At 60.4% G+C, this 15,118-nt stretch carries 14 protein-coding genes; 11 read left to right on the plus strand and 3 right to left on the minus strand.

What is annotated here, in order from left to right; all coding sequences use genetic code 11:
* Window positions 1-107 precede the first annotated feature (107 nt).
* Complete coding sequence (locus ACR0DO_RS07785) at window positions 108-887, plus strand: hypothetical protein (RefSeq protein ID WP_480557670.1); 780 nt, start codon at window positions 108-110, stop codon at window positions 885-887.
* 58 nt (window positions 888-945) lie between these two features.
* The gene (gene ilvA, locus ACR0DO_RS07790) at window positions 946-2,172 is read left to right on the plus strand and encodes a threonine ammonia-lyase IlvA (RefSeq protein ID WP_170672609.1); all 1,227 of its coding nucleotides are present in this window, start codon (window positions 946-948) and stop codon (window positions 2,170-2,172) included.
* On the opposite strand, the gene ACR0DO_RS07795 is transcribed toward ilvA, so the two are convergent.
* On the minus strand, window positions 2,169-2,498 hold the full coding sequence (locus tag ACR0DO_RS07795; protein WP_480557672.1) for an Hpt domain-containing protein: 330 nt from the start codon (window positions 2,496-2,498) through the stop codon (window positions 2,169-2,171). The two genes, ilvA and ACR0DO_RS07795, sit on opposite strands and share 4 nt — an antisense overlap.
* A gap of 131 nt (window positions 2,499-2,629) precedes the next feature.
* On the opposite strand from ACR0DO_RS07795, the gene ACR0DO_RS07800 reads away from it, so the two are divergent.
* A complete protein-coding gene (locus ACR0DO_RS07800) occupies window positions 2,630-3,925 on the plus strand; it encodes a PP2C family protein-serine/threonine phosphatase (protein ID WP_480557674.1) in 1,296 nt (431 codons plus the stop codon).
* On the opposite strand, the gene ACR0DO_RS07805 is transcribed toward ACR0DO_RS07800, so the two are convergent.
* Complete coding sequence (locus tag ACR0DO_RS07805; protein ID WP_170444689.1) at window positions 3,922-4,365, minus strand: NUDIX hydrolase; 444 nt, start codon at window positions 4,363-4,365, stop codon at window positions 3,922-3,924. The genes ACR0DO_RS07800 and ACR0DO_RS07805 overlap by 4 nt on opposite strands.
* A gap of 76 nt (window positions 4,366-4,441) precedes the next feature.
* Here ACR0DO_RS07805 and hslO point away from each other — a divergent pair, with 76 nt between their 5' ends.
* The 8 genes from hslO (at window position 4,442) to ACR0DO_RS07845 (ending at window position 13,685) form a co-directional block, all read left to right on the plus strand.
* Complete coding sequence (hslO, locus tag ACR0DO_RS07810) at window positions 4,442-5,419, plus strand: Hsp33 family molecular chaperone HslO (RefSeq protein WP_480557676.1); 978 nt, start codon at window positions 4,442-4,444, stop codon at window positions 5,417-5,419.
* Window positions 5,403-6,008, plus strand: a complete 606-nt coding sequence (locus tag ACR0DO_RS07815) for a CoA pyrophosphatase (protein WP_170444683.1) — start codon at window positions 5,403-5,405, stop codon at window positions 6,006-6,008. Before hslO ends, ACR0DO_RS07815 begins: the two co-directional genes overlap by 17 nt.
* Window positions 6,005-7,159 carry a CCA tRNA nucleotidyltransferase gene (locus ACR0DO_RS07820; protein ID WP_480557678.1) on the plus strand — a complete coding sequence of 385 codons (1,155 nt, stop codon included), beginning with the start codon at window positions 6,005-6,007 and terminating at the stop codon, window positions 7,157-7,159. The genes ACR0DO_RS07815 and ACR0DO_RS07820 overlap by 4 nt, the downstream gene beginning before the upstream one ends.
* A 199-nt stretch (window positions 7,160-7,358) precedes the next feature.
* On the plus strand, window positions 7,359-9,197 hold the full coding sequence (locus tag ACR0DO_RS07825; RefSeq protein ID WP_480557680.1) for an ABC transporter ATP-binding protein: 1,839 nt from the start codon (window positions 7,359-7,361) through the stop codon (window positions 9,195-9,197).
* Window positions 9,194-11,026, plus strand: coding sequence for an ABC transporter ATP-binding protein (locus ACR0DO_RS07830; RefSeq protein WP_480557682.1), 1,833 nt, complete (start codon window positions 9,194-9,196; stop codon window positions 11,024-11,026). The genes ACR0DO_RS07825 and ACR0DO_RS07830 overlap by 4 nt, the downstream gene beginning before the upstream one ends.
* A 48-nt stretch (window positions 11,027-11,074) precedes the next feature.
* Complete coding sequence (locus tag ACR0DO_RS07835) at window positions 11,075-12,304, plus strand: class I SAM-dependent RNA methyltransferase (RefSeq protein ID WP_480557684.1); 1,230 nt, start codon at window positions 11,075-11,077, stop codon at window positions 12,302-12,304.
* Between the two features lie 20 nt (window positions 12,305-12,324).
* Window positions 12,325-13,110, plus strand: coding sequence for an ion transporter (locus tag ACR0DO_RS07840; RefSeq protein ID WP_170444668.1), 786 nt, complete (start codon window positions 12,325-12,327; stop codon window positions 13,108-13,110).
* A 56-nt stretch (window positions 13,111-13,166) separates the two neighbouring features.
* Window positions 13,167-13,685, plus strand: a complete 519-nt coding sequence (locus tag ACR0DO_RS07845) for a L,D-transpeptidase family protein (protein ID WP_170444665.1) — start codon at window positions 13,167-13,169, stop codon at window positions 13,683-13,685.
* Here the strand turns inward: ACR0DO_RS07845 and ACR0DO_RS07850 are convergent.
* Window positions 13,669-15,114 (minus strand): nodulation protein NodH, encoded by a 1,446-nt coding sequence (locus ACR0DO_RS07850; RefSeq protein ID WP_480557686.1) that lies wholly within the window; start codon window positions 15,112-15,114, stop codon window positions 13,669-13,671. The genes ACR0DO_RS07845 and ACR0DO_RS07850 overlap by 17 nt on opposite strands.
* Window positions 15,115-15,118: the final 4 nt, after the last annotated feature.

The following is a 15,118-nucleotide window of genomic DNA, read 5'->3' on the forward strand; positions in this document are numbered from 1 at the left end:
TAACGGGTTTTGAAAGCGGGGGCAAGTTATCTGCGTTGACGAGGCGTGGGAATTGCGGTGAAACGGGTGCAAAGAGAACAAGGAACGGTTGAGAGGGCGGTTTTCGGATGTTGGGTTGGCAGATTTTTGTGCATTCGGTGCGGATGGTTTTTCGCAACTGGCGTCAAGCAATTCGCATCGGTTTGATACCCTCGACAGTAGTCGCGATTGCCACCTTTTTGTTTTTTGAATCTCGCGGAACTCAGGTTGAGAACCAATCCTGGGTAGATTGGATCGCCGCGATGAGCGTTGTCTCACAAATTGGATTTCTATTGATAGTCGTCGCCAACCTTTTTGTTATCATATGGATATTTGTGGCCTGGCACAGATTTGTGTTGCTGGAGGAGTATCCGCGCGGATGGATACCGCCCCTGAAAACCAACTATATTCTTCAATACTTTACGCAGGGTATGAAGGTTCTAGCGATTGCTTTCTTAGTGTCTTTCTCGGTCAGTTTGGCACTGCTGGTAGTATTGGTATTCCTGACGAACGCGTCATTGGCGCCGCGTGCAGTCCTGAACCTGCCACCACTTGTTTCGGCCTTTATCTCGTTCTTTGTTGTCTTCCGTTTGGGCCTAGCGTTTCCAGCAACCGCGATAGGTCAAGTATTGAAAATAAAAGACGTAATCAAACTGACTAGTGGCAAAATCGGAACCTTGCTGTTTTTGGCAATCATTCAAATTTTTGGGATGTTGCTCACCTCAGCTGTTATCGGTGGTGTCGCCATCACACTTCCTGCGTTTTCGATAGCCACAGAAGTTCTGGTGCAATTGTTCTTCTCATTAATATATGTCAGTATTTGGACCACTATGTACGGCGTCTTCATCGAAAAACGTGAACTCGCCTGACCCGCGTACACATATGTATTCCTTGCTCTTTTAGTCAGGATCGGCCAGTGAACGGGCCATGACTGATTTCATGACCCGCGCCCGCGCTGCCGAACAGGCGATGCGCTCTGTGTTTCCGGCTACGCCTCTGCAGCGCAACGCCCATCTGTCTGATCGTTACGGGGCCGATATCTGGCTCAAGCGGGAAGACCTCAGCCCGGTGCGGTCGTATAAAATCCGTGGCGCGTTCAACGCCATGCGCAAGCAGCAGGGGCAGGACTTGTTCGTCTGCGCCAGCGCGGGCAACCACGCACAGGGCGTAGCCTATATGTGCAAGCATCTGGGCGTTAAGGGTGTGATCTTCATGCCGGTGACGACGCCGCAGCAGAAAATCCAGAAAACCCGCATCTTTGGTGGCGACAATATCGAGATCCACCTGATCGGCGACTATTTCGACGACACTCTGGCCGCGGCCCAAGCGTGGTGCGCACAGCAGGGCGGGCATTTCCTGTCACCCTTCGACGATGAGGATGTGATCGAAGGGCAGGCGTCCTTGGCGGTTGAGATCGAGGCGCAACTGGGCGGTCTGCCCGATCACGTGATCCTGCCAGTGGGCGGGGGCGGCATGTCCTCGGGCGTGGCGACATGGTTCGGGGACCGGACCCATTGCCTGTTTGTCGAACCCAAGGGCGGGGCCTGCCTGCACGCGGCGATGGCGACGGGGCATCCGGTGGCGCTGGATCAGGTGGACAACTTTGTCGATGGCGCGGCGGTGGGGAAAATAGGTGCGAAACCGTTCGCGCTGTTGAAGGACCGGCATCTGTCCGACGTGTATGTTCTGTCCGAAGACCGCATCTGCACCACCATGATCGAGATGCTGAATGTCGAAGGCATCGTGTTGGAGCCCGCCGGTGCGCTGGCGATCGAGGCGCTGGGCGATATTCAGAGCTTTATCCGTGGTAAGACCGTGGTTTGTGTCACCTCGGGCGGCAATTTCGATTTCGAACGTCTGCCCGAGGTCAAGGAGCGGGCACAACGTTATTCCGGCGTCAAAAAGTACTTCATCCTGCGCCTGCCGCAGCGTCCCGGCGCGTTGAAAGAGTTTCTGGGCATTCTCGGCCCCGAGGACGACATTGCCCGGTTCGAATACATGAAGAAATCGGCGCGCAATTTCGGCTCGGTCCTGATCGGTATCGAAACCCGCAAGCCTGAGAACTTCGCTCGCTTGTTTGCGCATCTGGATGAGGCCGGCTTCACCTACACCGACATTACCGAAGACGAGACACTGGCGCAGTTCGTGATCTAGGTCAGGTTCGCGGCCTTGTCAGTCAGAAACACGGTGCGGGATTCGTCATAGGTTTTAAGGATCGCGGGCAGATCAACCTCGGCCGCTTTTCCAGCGGCGGCGTTTCGTTCGGCATCCTGACACAGGCTTGAGAAGCGGTTGAACCCAAGGCTCAGCGCGCTGCCCTTGAGGAAATGCATGTTCTGCTCGAACTCGGTCCGGGTTGCGTCCCGGTGCACCCGTTCGATGGTTTCCTGCACCTCGTCCAGGAAGATTTGCACCACCTCGTCAAACTCATCTGCGCCCACCTCATCCCGCAGCTGTCTGACCCTGGACCAGTCGATCATGTTCGGCGCCTCCACACATATCGCGACATGACCTGCGTAGCCCAAGGCCGGTAAAGAGGGAGTTAAGCAACACCAACAGAACGCCTTCACGGGATGTTAAACCGCCGCGCGCTAGGGTCGGTGCGTTCAGTATGGTCGCAGTGCAGAGGGTACAAGTGGCAGAAGGCAGTCAGGCAGAGGCCAGGACAGAGCTGGATTTTGGCGCGATCCAAAAGGTGCTTGTCGTCGATGACAGTCGCCTGCAACGGCGGATTCTGGTGGCCTCGCTGAAAAAATGGGGCTTTGACGTGCTTGAGGCCGACAGCGGTGCCGTCGCGATCGAGATCTGCCAGACCAACCCCCCGGATCTGGTGGTCAGCGACTGGGTCATGCCGGGGATGAGCGGGCTGGAATTCTGCCGCGCGTTCCGGGCGCTGGACAGCGAGCAGTACAGCTATTTCATCCTGCTGACCTCGAAAAGTGAAAAGCAGGAGGTGGCAAAGGGGCTGGATGCCGGCGCCGACGACTTTCTGATCAAACCGCTTGAGGCGGATGAACTGCGCGCGCGCATTTCGGCCGGGGCGCGTATCCTGGACATGCAGCGCGAGCTGTCCGAGAAGAACCGGATGATCGAAACCGCGCTGGAAGAGCTGCGCGTGGCGCATGACGCCATCGACAAGGACCTGATGCAGGCCCGGAAAATTCAGGATTCGCTGGTGCCGGAACTGACGCGTGAATTCGGCAAGTCGCGGGTCAGCATGTTGCTGAAACCCTGCGGTCATATCGGCGGCGATCTGGTGGGGATGTTCTCGCCCGGGGTTAACCGGCTGGGGTTCTACAGCATCGATGTGTCGGGTCATGGTATCACCTCGGCGATGATGACGGCGCGGCTGGGCGGCTATCTGTCCAGCAAGCATTTCGAACAGAACGTGGCGATGGAAAAGCGGTTCGACAAATTCTACGCGCTGCTGCCGCCCGAACAGGTGGCCGAGATGCTCAATTGCCGCCTGATGGCGGATGCGGGGGTCGAAGAGTATTTCACCATGGTTTACGCCATCGTCGACCTGCGCAACGGGCATCTGAAGATGGTGCAGGCCGGGCATCCGCATCCGCTGGTGCTGCGCCACGACGGCCGTACCGAATTTCTGGGCGAAGGCGGGCTGCCCATCGGGTTACTGCCGGATGTTTCGTTTCAGCAGATCGAAACCTATCTGCAGCCCGGCGACAAGCTGCTGTTGTATTCGGACGGCTTTACCGAATGCGGCCTGGAGGGGGGCGGATTGCTGGAGGAAGACGGCCTGCGCCAGATGGCTGTCGAGTGCGCGCCCGGCCGCAGCGGAACCGAGTTTCTGGACGACATGTTCTGGCGCCTGACACAGGTCATGGCCCCCGGCAGCGGCATGGATGACGACGTGTCTGCCGTGTTCTTCGAATATGACGGACCTTAAAGGGCGTTCAGATGTTGGCTGGCAAAGTGGCGGTCGCCCGCATTGCCCAGCATCTGACAGGCATCTGCGGTATCCATCCACAACGCCTCGTGAAACGGCTCGGTCGGCGGGCCGATGCGGCGCACGGGGCGGGCGCGGTAGATCAGGCAGACCTTTTCAGCCCACAGATCGTATTCGGGCATGAAGGTGAACCGCCGGAACGCGCCGATACGACGGGGATTGGCAACCAGCCAGCCGGTTTCCTCGAACACCTCGCGGTGCAGGGCGGTCACGGGTGATTCGCCCGGATCGATCCCGCCGCCGGGCAGTTGCAGATCGGGGCCGGGCTCCATCTGACAGGTCAGCAAAAGATGCCGGCCACGTGGCAATAACGCGTAAACACCCACGCGTCTGATGTATTTCTGCCCCGCTTGCGGGGTTTCACCGAACCGTCTGATCATGTATGGCCCCTTACAACCCGAATTGTTCGACCTATATGCTGGCGGTATGCCAACCTGTGGCGTGTAAGGAAACCCCATGTCTCTTGGAACGAAAATCGCGTGGGACGATACCGTCCTGCCCTTTCAACTTGATGTATCGGATATGCGCGGCCGCGTGGCCCGTCTGGATGGTGTGCTCGACGGCATCCTGAAACAGCATGATTATCCGGAAAAGGTCGAGGCGCTGGTGGCTGAGATGGCCCTGCTGACCGCGCTGATCGGCCAGACCATTTCGCTGCGCTGGAAACTGTCGCTACAGGTTCAGTCCAAGGGCCCGGTGCGCATGATTGCAACCGATTATTATGCGCCCAAGCAAGAGGGCGAACCGGCCCGCATCCGCGCCTATGCCAGCTTCGACCGCGAGCGCCTGACCGATGGTGCACCGTTCGATCAGGTGGGCGAGGGCTATTTCGCCATCATGATCGACCAGGGCAAGGGCTCGCAGCCTTATCAGGGGATCACCCCGCTGGCCGGTGGGTCGATCTCTGCCTGCGCCGAGGCGTATTTTGCGCAGTCCGAACAGTTGCCGACCCGGTTCTCGCTGAGCTTCGGTAAATCGACCGAGCCGGGCGTCGGCGAACACTGGCGCGCCGGTGGGGTCATGCTGCAGCACATGCCCAAAGCCTCGCCCTTTGTGGCGAACAGCGAGGGTGAAGGCCAAATCCTGACCGCCGAAGACCTGGTAGATGGCGAAGAGGGTGAAAACTGGGGCCGCGTCAACATCCTGCTGGATACGGTCGAAGATCTGGAGCTGATCGGGCCGTCGATTGCACCCACCGACCTGCTGGTCCGCCTGTTTCACGAGGAACAGCCGCGGGTTTATGACGCGCAGCCGGTGCAGTTCGGCTGCACCTGTTCCGAGGACCGCGTGCGGCAAAGCCTGTCGATCTATTCGGCCAAGGACATCGAAAAGATGACCACGCCCGAGGGCAAGGTGACCGCCGACTGCCAGTTCTGCGGTGCCCATTACGTGCTGGAACCGGGCTCGGTCGGCTTTGATGCGGACGACGCCTGATCCAACCGAACAGCTGCGGGCGGTGCTTAGCCGCCCCGGTCCCGGCTCGAGCGATTTCGACCTGAACCCCGAAACCGTTCTGCCTGCTGGCCGCAAACTGCGCCCGGCGGGCGTGCTGGTGCCGATCTCGGTTGCGACCGGCACGCCGCGGCTGATCCTGACCAAACGGTCATCGGCGCTGAAACACCATCCAGGCCAGATCGCCTTTCCTGGCGGCAAGCAGGATGAGGGCGACGCGGATGTCACCGCCACCGCCCTGCGCGAGGCGCAGGAGGAGATCGGCCTGCCGCCCGACCTGCCCGAGATATTGGGGCACCTGCCGACCCATGAAACCGTCACCTCATTCACCGTGACACCGGTGGTGGCGATCCTGCGAGCGCCGTTCCAGCTGATCCCGGAACCGGGTGAGGTTGACGAGGTGTTCTCGGTTCCGCTTGCACATGTGCTCAACCCTGCGAATTATATCGTTGAATCGCGCCGCTGGCGGGGTCACAAAAGGTATTATTACACCGTGCCGTTCGGTCCTTATTACATCTGGGGCGCGACGGCCCGGATGTTGCGGGGGTTGGCAGCGCGGGTGAGTGAATGACGCAGATTTCGGAAAGCTGGGTGTCTGATCCGGCTACTCAAAAGGTTTGCGCGGCCCTGACCGGGGCCGGGGCGCAGGCGCTGTTTGTCGGTGGCTGCGTTCGAAACGCGCTGCTGGGCGCGCCGGTCTCGGATATCGACATTGCCACCGATGCCCACCCCGAGCGGGTGATGGAACTGGCGCAGGCGGCGGGCTTCAAGGCCATTCCCACCGGGATCGAGCATGGCACCATCACCGTGGTCAGCGGCGGTGCCCCGCATGAGATCACCACCTTTCGCCGCGATGTCAAAACCGACGGGCGCCGGGCCGTGGTGGCCTTTTCAAACAAGGTCGAAGAAGACGCTGCGCGCCGCGATTTCACCATGAACGCAATCTATGCCCGGCCTGACGGCACCGTGCTGGACCCGCTGAACGGATTACCGGACCTGCAGGCGCGGCGGGTGCGGTTCATCGGTACCGCTGAAAACCGCATTCGCGAGGATTACCTGCGTTCGCTACGCTATTTCCGGTTCCATGCCTGGTATGGAGATGCCGAGGCCGGGTTCGATCCGGATGCGTTGGCGGCGATTGCCGCCAATCTGGACGGTCTGGCCTGTTTGTCCCGCGAACGGGTCGGGGCCGAGCTGCTGAAACTGCTGAGCGCGCCAGACCCCGCGCCCTCGGTCGCGGCCATGCGTCAGGCTGGCGTGCTTGCGCGGTTGGTTCCGGGGGCCGAGGACCGGTCTCTGGCGCCTCTGGTCGCGTTGGAACACCAAGCCGGGGCCGCGCCCGAGCCGATCCGCCGTCTGGCTGCCATTGTCACGCCCGAGATCGCCAAAACCTTGCGCCTGAGCAAGGCACAGTTGCAGCGGCTGACCCGGATGCGGGATGAGGCCTCAGGCACCGCCAGCATTGCCGAACTGGGCTTTCGCTATGGCGAAAAGGGTGGGATGCACGAAACTCTGCTGCGCTGCGCCTTTTTGGAGCAGTCATGGTCCGAAGACATGCGTCAGGATTTGCGCAAGGGTGCGGCCGCTGATTTTCCGGTTCAGGCCACCGACCTGATCCCCGGTTTCACCGGCCCCGCGCTGGGCAAGAAACTGGCCGAGCTTGAGGCCCGCTGGATCGCCTCGGGCTTTTCTCTGACCCGCGAAGACCTGCTGGGCGACTGAGACGAAGTCTCAAAAAGGGATGACAAATAAAGAATAGTGTGGTTACGTTCGCGTGTTACCTGATTTGGAGGGAGGCATGCGAATGTACTACGGGATCTGGTTCGGCTAAGGCCGGAGCACTTTGACCCGTAAGGGTGGTGTTCTGGCGCCATCTTTTTTCGCACGTCCTGAATTTTCCTGCTCAATCGGAGCACCCTCCATGTTTCGCTATTTCGAAAACCTCGTTGACCCTTTTGTTGCCTATGAGGAAACCGACACGCCGCCGACGCGGCTGTGGCCGTTCATGCTGGATTACTCGCGGCCGTTCATGCGGGTGTTCTTCTGGGCGGCGCTGATCTCGGTCATCGTTGCGGCGGTTGAGGTCGGTCTGATCTATTACATGGGCCGCGTCGTTGATCTGTTGTCCGGCCCTCCTGCCGAGGTCTGGCAGGCGCATGGCACCGAGTTGATCCTAATGGCAGTTTTTGTGCTGTTGCTACGCCCGATGCTGCATGTGGTCGATGTGCTGTTGTTGAACAACACGATCCTGCCGAATTTTGGCACCCTGATCCGCTGGCGCGCGCATAAGCACGTGTTGCGGCAGTCGGTAGGGTGGTTCGAGAATGACTTTGCCGGTCGCATCGCCAACCGGATCATGCAGACCCCACCTGCCGCCGGTGAGGCGGTGTTTCAGGTGTTTGACGCCATCTCCTTTTCGATCGCCTACCTGATCGGGGCCGCGATTCTGTTGATGGCGGCTGATCCGCGTCTGTTGTTGCCACTGCTGATCTGGTTGGTGCTTTACGGCTTGCTGGTGCGTTGGACGGTGGCGCGCGTTGGTCCGGCGTCGCAGGCGGCCTCAGACGCGCGTTCAGCGGTGACGGGTCGTGTGGTGGACAGCTATACCAACATCCACTCGGTCAAGATGTTCGCGCATGACGATCAGGAACTGGACTATGCCCGCGAAGCCATCGAGGAAACCCGCCGTACTTTCCAGATCGAGATGCGGATCTTCACCATCATGGATGCGGTTCTGGTCGCTCTGAACGGTTTGCTGATCGTCGGCGTTGTCGGCTGGGCGATTGCCCTGTGGATGCAGGGCAGCGCCTCGGTCGGAGTGGTCGCGGCGGCCACCGCACTGACCCTGCGGCTGAACGCGATGACCGGTTGGATCATGTGGGCGCTGACCAGCTTCTTCCGCCAACTTGGCGTCGTGGCCGAAGGGATGGAGACCATAGCCCAGCCCATCGACCTGCTGGACGCGCCGAAGGCGAAGCCGTTGCACCTGACCAAAGGTCAGATCGACATCCGCGATCTGTCGCACCATTACGGGCGCAAGACCGGTGGTCTGGATCACATCAACCTAACCATTCACCCCGGCGAAAAGATCGGTCTGATCGGACGGTCCGGTGCGGGGAAATCGACCCTGGTCAAGCTGCTTTTGCGGTTTTACGACGTGGAACAGGGCGCGATCCTGATCGACGATCAGAACATCGCAAGCGTCACCCAGGACAGTCTGCGCAGCCATATCGGTATGGTGCAGCAGGACAGCGCCCTGTTGCATCGTTCGGTGCGCGACAACATCCTTTATGGTCGTCCCGAGGCGACTGAGGAGCAGATGATCGCCGCCGCCAAACAGGCCGAGGCGCATGAGTTCATCCTCGACCTGCAAGACCCGCAGGGACGCACCGGCTATGACGCGCATGTGGGCGAACGGGGGGTGAAGCTGTCCGGTGGCCAGCGGCAGCGGGTGACACTGGCGCGGGTGATCCTGAAGGACGCGCCGGTCCTGTTGTTGGACGAGGCGACATCTGCACTGGATTCCGAGGTCGAAGCCTCGATTCAAGAGACCCTCTACGGCATGATGCAAGGTAAAACCGTAATCGCCATTGCCCACCGGCTGAGCACCATTGCCCAGATGGATCGCATTCTGGTCATGGATGGAGGCCGCATCGTGGAACAGGGCGGCCATTCGCAGCTATTGGCGCATGGCGGGCTTTACGCCCAGTTCTGGGCGCGGCAATCTGGAGGCTTCCTGAACCCGGAGGCCGCAGAATGAAGGTTGCCGACCTGATTGATCCATTCAAGAACACCGAAACGCCCCCGCCGCAAACGCTGGGGGCGTTTATTCGCTGGTGCCTGTCGGGGGCCTGGCCGATGATCTTTGTCGCGGCGTTTTTCTCGGCCACGGCAGGCGCGATGGAGGCTGGCACCGCGTGGATGCTGGGTCTGGTGATCGATCTGGCGACCGAGAGCGGGCCGGAAGGCATCCTGACCGGCAATAGCCTGTGGACGATCCTCGGCGTGGCGGCGTTCTTCATGCTGCTGCGCCCGGTGCTTTTCGGGTTTTCGGCGTTTTCGAACAACTATGTCGTAATGCCCAATATCCCACCGCTGGTTCTGGCCAAGCTGAACCGCTGGACGTTGGGCCAGTCGGTCACTTATTTCGATGACGATTTCGCGGGCCGGATCGCGCAGAAACAGATGCAGACATCAAACGCGATGGCCTCGGTGGTGTCGGAAACGATCAGCGCGATTGTGTTTGCTCTGGCCTCGCTTGTGGGCTCTTTGCTTTTGTTAGGGTCTATTCATCCGCTGGTGATCCTGCCTTTTGCCGGTTGGCTGGTGGTCTATTTCCTGCTGATCCGCTGGTATCTGCCGCGCATCCGTGTGCGGTCCTCGGCGCGGGCCGGGGCGCGGGCGATGGTGTCGGGGCAGGTGGTCGATACCATCACCAACATCAAGACCGTCAAGCTGTTCGCCCATTCCGCGTTCGAGGATCAGGCCGCGCGGAATTCCATGGTTGATCTGCGCGAGAAGATGCTGGCCTTCGGCAAACTCTCTGCCAGCTTCCGCTTTATCCTGATGGTGCTGGCCGGCGTTCTGCCGGTTCTGTTGATTGGCGCGACGTTGCTGCTGTGGCGCAACGGCATCGCCACGGCGGGGGATATCGTGGCGGCGGGCGCGATTTCGATCCGGGTATCGCAGATGACCGGCTGGGTCAGTTTCACGCTCATGGGGCTTTATGCCAATGTGGGTGAGATCGAGAATGGCATGAAGACGCTCGCCAAGCGCGACCGGGTTGAGGATGCGGCGGACGCGGCTGCCCTGAAAGTGACGGCAGGCCAGATCGATTTCGACCATGTCAGCTTTGCCTATGGCCGCGATGTCGGCGGTGTGTCCGATGTCACCATGACCGTTCATCCGGGTGAAAAGTTGGGCATTGTTGGCGCCTCGGGGGCGGGGAAATCGACCTTGGTGTCGCTTCTGCTCAGGCTCTATGACGGGGAAAAAGGCGCAATTCGTATCGATGGGCAGGATGTCGATCAAGTGACACAGGACAGTCTGCGCGGGCAGATCGGTATGGTCACGCAGGAAACCGCGATGTTCAACCGCTCGGCGCGTGAGAACATCCTGTATGGCCGCCCCGATGCGTCCGAGGACGAGATGATTGCTGCCGCCAAAAAAGCCGAAGCGCATGAGTTTATCCTCAGCCTGCAGGATGCCCATGGTCGCAAGGGCTATGATGCACATCTGGGCGAGCGCGGCGTGAAACTCAGCGGCGGACAGCGGCAGCGGATCGCTTTGGCGCGTGCCATTCTGAAAGATGCGCCGATTTTGGTGCTGGACGAGGCGACCTCGGCGCTGGATTCCGAGGTCGAGGCCTCGATCCAGGCGGCGTTGCACCGGGTGATGCAGGGCAAGACCGTGCTGGCGATTGCGCACCGCCTGTCCACGCTCAGCGAAATGGACCGGATCATCGTTTTGGATCAAGGGCGGATAGTGGAAACCGGCACCCATGATGCGCTGTTGGAGCAGGGCGGGCTCTATGCCCGGTTCTGGCATCGCCAGTCCGGCGGGTTCATTCAGGCCGAAGCGGCGGAATAACGCTCTCGGGGGTTTTGTTGCGCGCAAAGCCCCGGTATCAGGCGGCCTATGACGCAGCAGTTCACCATAACCCGTCTGGGCCATCAGGGCGACGGTATCGCCGACGGTCCCGTTTACGCACCCCGCACCCTGCCGGGAGAGGTGGTCAGCGGCACGCTGGTTGGCCAGTTGTTGACCGATATCCGGGTCGAAACGCCCTCGGACCAGCGGGTCAAAGCGCCGTGCCGCCATTACAAGGCCTGCGGCGGGTGTCAGTTGCAGCACGCCGCAGATGATTTAGTGGCTGATTGGAAGGTTTCGGTGGTGCGTAACGCGCTGGCCGCGCAGGGGCTCGATGCCCCGATGCGGCCCATTCACACCTCGCCGGACCGGTCCCGTCGTCGTGCGACTATTGCGGTGCGGCGGACAAAAAAGGGCACACTGGCCGGATTTCATGGACGTGCCTCGGATACGATCACCGAAATCCCTGACTGTCATTTGCTGGACCCGGCCCTGATCGCCGCCATCCCCGTGGCCGAGGCGCTGGCGGTTCTGGGCGGCAGCCGCAAGGGTGTGCTGGCGGTGACGCTGACCCTGTCCGAAGGCGGGGTGGATGTGGCGGTCAAAGGCGGCAAGCCGCTGGACGGTCCGCTGGAACTGGCGCTGGCGCAGGCGACCGAGAAACACGGGCTGGCCCGGCTCAGCTGGGATAGTGAGGTGATCGCCATGCGGCAGCCTCCGGTGCAGCAGTTCGGAGCGGCCGGAGTGGTGCCGCCGCCGGGCGCGTTCCTGCAGGCGACGAAAGACGGAGAACAGGCTCTGTTACAGGCAGTTTTGCAAGCCACGCAGGGCGCAAAGCGGGTTGTTGACCTGTTCGCGGGCAGCGGAACGTTCTCGCTACCCCTTGCCGAAACCTCCGAGGTTCACGCGGTGGAAGGTGAGGCCGCGATGACCGGCGCTCTGGATCAGGGCTGGCGCCGTGCACAAGGCCTCAAGCGCGTCACGACCGAGGCCCGCGACCTCTTCCGCCGACCCTTGATGCCCGATGAGTTGAAAAACTTCGATGCCGTGGTCATCGACCCGCCCCGCGCCGGGGCCGAGGCGCAAATTGCAGAACTGGCGCAGGCGCAGCGTCCGGTGATTGCCTATGTTTCGTGCAACCCGGTCACCTTCGCACGGGACGCAAAAACGCTGGTTAACGCGGGCTACACCCTTGAATGGGTACAGGTGGTGGACCAATTTCGATGGTCATCACACACGGAATTGGCCGCACGGTTTGTCTTGGGGTCCGCAGCATGAGCACACAGGAGAAAATCACTATGGGATTCAATCAACGCCTGCTGGGCATCATTGAACATCCCATCTTTGGCCGGTTCATCACCGGGGTCATCATCTTCAACGCCATTTTGCTGGGGATGGAGACATCCCCCACCCTGATGGAGGCCGCCGGCCCTCTGATCGTGACGCTGGACAGCATCTGCTTGACCATCTTCGTGGCCGAGATCGCGATGAAACTGCTGGCAACAGGGCGGCGGTTCTTCCTGAACGGCTGGAACGTCTTTGACTTCATCGTGGTTGGCATCGCCCTGATCCCCAGCGCCGGAGGGCTATCGGTGCTGCGGGCGCTGCGGATTCTGCGGGTGCTGCGCGTCATATCGGTGGCGCCCCGCCTGCGCCGCGTGGTCGAGGGCTTCATCTCGGCCCTGCCGGGCATGGCCAGCGTGTTCCTGCTGATGGCGATCCTGTTCTATATCGGTGCGGTCATCTCGACCAAGCTGTTCTCGGGCTCGTTCCCGGAATGGTTTGGCGATTTGGGCCAATCGGCCTATACGCTGTTCCAGATCATGACGCTGGAAAGCTGGTCGATGGGTATCGTGCGTCCTGTGATGGAGGTGTACCCTTACGCCTGGGTGTTTTTTGTGCCGTTCATCATGGTCACCACTTTTGCGGTGGTAAACCTGCTGGTGGGCCTGATCGTGAACTCGATGCAGGACGCACATCACGCCGAGGATGAGGTGAAAACCGACGCCTATCGTGACGAGGTGCTGGAACGGCTGGAAAGCATCGAACGCCGCCTGACCGAGCAATCACACAGCAAAAAGTGATTTCAGTTTTCCCGATTTCTGGCATAATGCAGAAAAAAAAGAGCAGGCAGTGAAACATGGATCGTCGAGCATTTGGATTGGGCGCGATGGCAACGCTGGGTCTTTCGGCCTGTGCCTCGGCCAGCCCACGATTTCTGACTTATGATGGCCCCGAGGTGACCTCACTGGTCATCAACAAGGGCGCGCGGAAGTTGTATCTTCTGCACAATCAAACCATCCTCAAGGAATACAAGGTTGATCTGGGCTTTGCGCCGAATGGCACCAAGACCAAGCGCGGCGATGGCCGCACGCCCGAGGGTAGCTACCTGATCGACCGCCGCAACCCCAACAGCCGCTATCACCTGTCGCTGGGGATTTCCTATCCGAACTCGAATGACATCGCGCAGGCCAAGGCGGCTGGCGTTGATCCGGGTGGTGATATTTTCATTCACGGTCAGCCGAAAAAGCGGTCGGAACTGAAACGCGCCAAAAAGACGCCGGATTGGACCGCAGGCTGCATCGCCGTCAAGAATGAAGAGATCGAAGAAATCTATGCGATGGTGAACCGGGGCACGCTGATCACGCTGCGCCCGTAAGCGGTTTCCACGGCCCAAACCCGAATTGCATATAGTCGCGCTGGTAGGCCTCCGCCGCCAGCGCTTCGAGCGTGTCGTCATAAATCTCGGCCAGCGTGAACGGGACATCCGGTGCGCTTGGACCGGGGGTCGGCGGCTGGTCATGCCCCATCCGGCGCGCCAAATCCGGCAGCGCAGCGGTGATTTCATCCTCGCGCAGGATCAGGTCGGGAAACGCAAAGGATGCCATCCCCGCAAGCACCTGAGATTGACCGCACCATACCCCATCCACCCGCACCGGCGTCTGTCCGGCCAGGTTTTGCCGCAGAAAGGTAAGAAAGGCCGAAAACGCCTGATGATGCTGATCGCGCGAATAATTGTCCTGGCGCAGCTGGCCGGGGATCGGAATCTTGAACCGATTGCGCAGCATGTTGCGGATTTTCAGATAGGCGCCGGGTTCGGTGCTGAGAATATAGGAACAAAAAGCCGAATGCGCCCGCGCCAGAGGGTGCCGCAGCACGGTGAATTTGCGATGCCCCGGATGGGTCTGCAGCCAGCGCCGCGTCTGTTTACGGTTCTGATTGGTGATCAGCTGGTCGGTACCGACCGCATCCAGATCGGCCAGCCACTGTGTCACCGGTCCCTCGATTCCGCCGCGGATCGGAAGGTACATCAGCGCCGTGTCAGGTGCCGCGACATAGGCGGCAACCGCAGGCCCGCGCCGGGGCTCGAAATTCGGGGTGCGGTGCAGGTTGAAACTGTCGATCCGGGCCAGCGCCTGCTCGGCCTCTGCGGGATTTGTCACCTTTGACAGGGCCGGTTCGGGGTTCTGCGGCTTGATCGTGTCGTCGATTGAGGTCAGCCGGGACGAAACCCCCAGCCAGGCGGCCAGACCGTTCAGAACCTCCAGATTGGTCAGATCATCATAGGCGATGTAAAACGCGGTCTGCCCGGTGGTTTGAAGCGCGTTGAGCAGCAGCAGTTGAAACTCCTGCTGCTGGTCCAGGTATTTTTCGAATTCCTGCGCTTCGAATTCAACCTGCGCCTCGCGGCGGCGCTTGATGTTCTTCAGCTGCCACTGCTTGGTCTCGCGCGCGATTTTCAGCGAAACATAGCTGTCCAGCGAATTGCGCGTCAGGATGATCTTGCCACAGCGAGGGTCGGACAAAGCAGGCTCTAACACTCGGGGATCGTGCCCCTGAAAGAACCGAAACCCGTTGATCTCACCCGGCGCGGACCGGATCGCCTGAACCAGTTTCATCGGATCGTCGTCCCGTTCCTCAAGCGTCACGTCCAGCAGGCTGTCAGATTTGAGGCGGCCGATGAAATGCGGGTTGAACGCCTCACCATGACAAGTGACGCCGTCCAGTGCGTTCAGGTTGAACTCCAGCAGGTTGGACCCGGTACGCATCGCGGCAAGGATGATGAAATAGTCAAAACGGGTAGTCATCACA

The organism is Ruegeria sp. AM9, assembly GCF_056540565.1.